At 61.1% G+C, this 4,545-nt stretch carries 3 protein-coding genes and 3 pseudogenes; all 6 read right to left on the bottom strand.

Going from position 1 to position 4,545, the window contains the following annotated elements:
- Positions 1–484: 484 nt before the first annotated feature.
- The 6 genes and pseudogenes from QJT78_RS48855 to QJT78_RS48830 all read right to left on the bottom strand — a co-directional run bounded on the left by QJT78_RS48855 (position 485) and on the right by QJT78_RS48830 (position 4,460).
- On the bottom strand, positions 485–634 hold the full coding sequence (locus tag QJT78_RS48855) for a hypothetical protein (RefSeq protein ID WP_155258805.1): 150 nt from the start codon (positions 632–634) through the stop codon (positions 485–487).
- A 321-nt stretch (positions 635–955) separates the two neighbouring features.
- Entirely contained in the window at positions 956–1,174 is a 219-nt protein-coding gene (locus QJT78_RS48850; protein WP_038945717.1) for a hypothetical protein, read from the bottom strand.
- Between the two features lie 51 nt (positions 1,175–1,225).
- A pseudogene (locus tag QJT78_RS48845) lies at positions 1,226–1,345 on the bottom strand (IS3 family transposase); the annotation flags it as partial.
- Positions 1,346–1,359: 14 nt separating this feature from the next.
- Positions 1,360–2,070: pseudogene (locus QJT78_RS48840) on the bottom strand (IS630 family transposase); the annotation flags it as partial.
- 408 nt (positions 2,071–2,478) lie between these two features.
- Positions 2,479–3,492, bottom strand: a pseudogene (locus QJT78_RS48835) (IS91 family transposase); the annotation flags it as partial.
- Between the two features lie 104 nt (positions 3,493–3,596).
- On the bottom strand, positions 3,597–4,460 hold the full coding sequence (locus tag QJT78_RS48830) for a tyrosine-type recombinase/integrase (protein WP_049810221.1): 864 nt from the start codon (positions 4,458–4,460) through the stop codon (positions 3,597–3,599).
- Between the last annotated feature and the right edge of the window lie 85 nt (positions 4,461–4,545).

Below are 4,545 nucleotides of genomic sequence, written 5' to 3'. Positions count from 1 at the left end.
GCCGAAAGTCATCGCCGGTGTAAAGTTCATCGACGGAATCGAAGTCATTCCGAACACTGAAAGCCACGCCGCCTGATCAGGCCGCGTCACCCAAAATCAGCCATAGCTCGGTTACACCATACGCTGACACATCCGTCTTCATTTTTTTCTCCTTTCAGTGATGCCGGTCGACCGCTCTGGCGGCCGCACGAAGGAGGACTCAAGAGTCGTGCCAACTGTGGAGTGAGAACCCAAGACTCCTCAGTCTGCCTCGTTCAGCGCCGCCTAATTGCGAGCAGGCGCGACAATCTGCACCTGTCAGTGAACGCGCCCGCTCAGCGCCTAGCTTGGCAGCCACACGTGGCTTGGCAGCCACACGTGCCGCTATAGGAACGCTCGATTGACTCGGCTCCATACGACCAAGCCCGCTTCTAGAGTTGCCGTTCAAAACGCACAGGCGCGGCAGCATCCCGCGACAGCTAGGACCACATTCGCTTTCTTGGCTTCAAGATTTAGGCAAGAGGCCGCCAGCGGCGATGGATGCCGCTAGGCCCGCCAACACTGCCACAATCGTCCACAACCAACCTCCCGAAGTTGCAGATGCTTCTTGAGGAGTTAGTTCCGTTACGCCATAGGCTGACATATCGGTCTTCATTGTTGTCTCCCTTTCTGTGTGGGCAGCAGCTATCAAAGACCGTGCCAACTACGTCAAAGAACGCTGTTCGACAGCATAATTGAATGCCTCGCTTCGGCCTTTTAGTTAGGCGCAGCAAGCTATGACAAGATGGTGGAGCCTGCCATCGCGCCGGCCTTTCGTTTCTGGGATCTGTTTTTCTTGCCCTGTTGGGTCACTCGGATTTTGTCTGCCAATCGCCAATCGCAGTTGCCTTATGCCCTGGAGCCGCACCAACAACAAATGAGGTCGCGTTTGCGACGAGAATGCTATGACTTTGACATGCGACGTAATGTTCGCGGTCTACGAGATGTGAGTACCCTGCGCTGGCGGCAGCAGTTCCTGACCGCCGAATTTGCGAAAGCAAGAAGCATCAATAAGGTTCGCGAGGTGAGCTACATGCTCAAGGCGATTCATGCCCAGGAAATTCGTGAGTCGGCTGACGGAAGGCGCGGGCAGCGACGAGGATCTGCGCACCGTCAGGATCGCAAGGAGGCCGATCACATCGCGCAGAATGTCCATGAGAGAGTCTGAACAGAGTTTCCGCGTCGATAGGTGGAGCCTCTGCCGGGGTTAGGCCGCCATGCGGAGTGGCAGCGGGGTGAAGTAGGCTTGATCCGGCGTGCTGCCGTCAAGACCCGAATGGAGACGCCTGCTGTTATGGAAGTTGAGATATCGGCCGATCGAGCTGCGCGGACGCCTGCACCCTTGTGGCTGCCGAGATTATCCATGACGACAACGTCACCTTCCCGCAATTCTGGAACGAGCACCTGGTCCACATAAGCCTGGAAGGCGAGCCCGTTGATCGGCCCGTCGAGAACCATTGGCGCTACCATGCCCGACAGGCGCAGGCCTGCAACGAAGGTCGTCGTCTTCCAATGGCCGTGCGGGATGGAGGCCCGCAGCCGCTGGCCACGGGGCGCACGCCCGCGCATGCGCGCCGTGTTGGTCGACGCCCATGTCTCGTCAATGAAGATGGGCTTGGCAGGATCGAGGCCAATCTGGCCGTCGCTCCACTCTTCCCGCTTCTTCAGGACGTCCGGCCGCTCTTGCTCAGTGGCATATACGGTCTTTTTTTGAGCGTGATCTTCCGACGCTGGAAGAAGCGTGACAACGCGGAGACGCTGAAGGTGTGTCCATCGGCGGCGAGCACCGCCTTCAGTTCCTCAGAACGTGTTGTCGGGCTTGGCCGCTATCAGTGCGAGGATGCGCTCAGCCTGCCCTTCGATCGCCCGCGAACGTCGATCGCCGCCCTGTGGCTTCGGCGTCACCTCACCTGTCCTTCGAGCTTGCGCCACCCACCGGATCGCGCTCGACACGCCCACTCGAAAGTGCGCCGCAGCCTCTCGACACGACATGCCGCCCGCGACGGCAGCGACCACACGCTTGCGCAAATCAATAGAAAGAGCTAGCGCCATACCTTGCCAGCCTCCTTCGCCAGCAGGCACCTTGAATCAAAACCGGCCTGATTTGGGAATCTGGAGGGTTCTGTGAGGTCGCGCAGACGTGAACGTACGGCAGACGCCTGTGACGCGACCTCATTGAAGCCGGATTGAACGAAGGCGCGGAAGGGTGGGCACGGTGGTGAGGCTATGGGGATTGTTCGAGATCGCAAGCAGCTATCGGCAGACTGTGTATCTGAAGCGGAGACGTGCTGGTTGCGCATCGGCGGCAATTTGAGACCGGGAGCGTTTTGCAGGTGGTCGCGATCGATGGGCCGCTACATTGAATGGTTGTCGTCGCGCGGTGTGAGCGCACGGCTTCGACAGCGTCGGCGATGATCGAGACGCTGGGAATGATGATCGTCGTGCAGGGCACGAACTGGCTCACGATGTGTCGCATCGGAACGGTGGGGTTCGAGGGTTGGAGCGGCTGCAGCTGTGTCGAAAGCGCTCGATGATGCGCATGACGCCACCACAATCAGGACAGGCGGGAACCTTGGCCGACGTCAGAGCGTCCGAATCCACAGGCGATGGCTCGCCATCGTTTGGCGCTGTCCGCTCACGATCGAGAAGTTTGCGGCAAAGGGCTAGTTTGGCAGCGCAATGACCGTTGCCCATGAAGCCGAAGTGGCGGATGCGATGGAAGCCATCGGGCAGCGTGTGAAGAAGGAAGCGGCGGATGAACTCGTCGGGCTTGAGCTTCATGATCTTTGTCGCGCTGTTCTGGCGGTAGTCCTTCCATGAGAAGGTGACTTGATCGTCGTCGAGGGCGACGAGCCGGCTGTTGGAGATGGCGACGCGATGGGTGTAGCGGCCGAGATAGGCCAGCACCTGTGCGGGCCCGCCGAAGGGCCGCTTGGCGTAAACAACCCAGTTGATGCGTCGCATGGCGTCGAGATGGGCCGCAAAGGCAGCCGGCTCGGCCAGAGCTCCGAGATCGCCGAAGAAACGCAAGGCACCGGAGTTGAAGGCTGCCGACAGACGTTTGAGAAAAAGTGTGCGAAATAGTCTGGACAGCGGTTTGACGGCCAAGAAGAAGTTCGGTCGGCAAGCAATCCAGCGCGCGCCATCGGGCGAGAGGCCGCCACCCGGAACGACGCAATGGACGTAGGGATGATGCATCAGCGCCTGTCCCCAGGTGGGGAGGACGGCGACGCCGCCGATCGCACCGCCGAGCCGGCGTGGATTGGCGGCGAGCGTCGTCATCGCCTCGGCGGCAGCCTTGAACAGGATGGCATAGACGACAGCCTTGTTCTGGAAAGCGATCGCGGCGATCGGTGCGGGAAGTGTAAAGACGACGTGGAAATAGGGAACCGGAAGCAGGTCAGCTTGACGCGCGGCGAGCCACGCGGCTCGGGCTCTCCCCTGACACTTCGGACAGTGCCGGTTGCGGCAAGTAATGGGTGATGCCCATTACTTGCCTTATGGGCAAAGCCAGTAATGGGGAGCTGGCGGCAATTTGATCGCGCTCCTGCACCAATCACCGCCAACCCCGCTCTCCATTACGAGGTACGCCTGAGGAGTTCGATCAGCTGGTCGGTGGGCTGGAAGACGCCGCGCCGCAGGTGGGGCGGCACGATCGCCTCCATCGCATCGAGCTTCTCGGTTGGATCGCCGCGCGTGTAGACCTCGGTGGTCGTCAGCGTAGCGTGGCCCAGCCACAGCGACACCTTCCGGATGTCCCGGGTCGCTTGCAGAACGACCATCGCGCAGGTGTGCCTGAGCACGTGGGGCGAGACGCGTTTCTTGGCGAGACCGGGCTGCTTGCGAGCCGCAGTCGCGGCGTGCTGCCTGAGCAGATAGGCAAAGCCCCATCGGCTCAGCGGCTCACCACGGGCGTTGACGAACACCTCGGGTGTCGCGACCTGCCCGCGGATGGCCAGCCAGGCACGCAGTGCAGCAGCCGCCGGCTTCCACAACGGCAGCGTCCGCTCCCGGCGTCCCTTGCCGAGCACGCGGATGCTCATCGAAGGCAGGTCGATGTCATCGACCTTGAGGCCCGTCAGTTCGGAGACGCGCAGCCCTGCGCAGACGGCCACGTGCAGCATTGCGCGATCGCGGATGCCATCGCGTGTCGCCGGATCGGGAGCGTCGAGCACGGCTTTGAGCTCTTCGCGCAGAAGGTAGGGTACCAGGCGCGTGTCAGTTTTCTTGAACGGGATCGCCAGTACACGGCGGATCTGCTCGAGCGCCGCCGGCTGCCGGTACTCGAGGAAGCGGAAGAACGACTTGATCGCCGCCAGGCGAACGTTGCGCGTCACGGCCGCGTTTTTGCGCTCGTCCTCAAGATGCTCAAGGAAGGCGCTGACGAGCCCGGCATCGATCTGTTCGAGCGTCAGCGTGCGGATTTCACGGATCGTGAGCATCGATTTCGCGCGATCGTGAGCACTGAATTCAGACGATCGTGAGCAGCCCGCTACGGCCGATGGGAGATAGAGTCAGTGTTCTGGT

Origin of the sequence: Bradyrhizobium sp. Mp27 (genome assembly GCF_029953005.1) — a bacterium.
Classification (GTDB): Bacteria; Pseudomonadota; Alphaproteobacteria; order Rhizobiales; family Xanthobacteraceae; genus Bradyrhizobium; species Bradyrhizobium barranii.
Note: the sequence above shows the minus strand (reverse complement) of the source record. Positions and strands in the feature narration are given on the sequence as shown.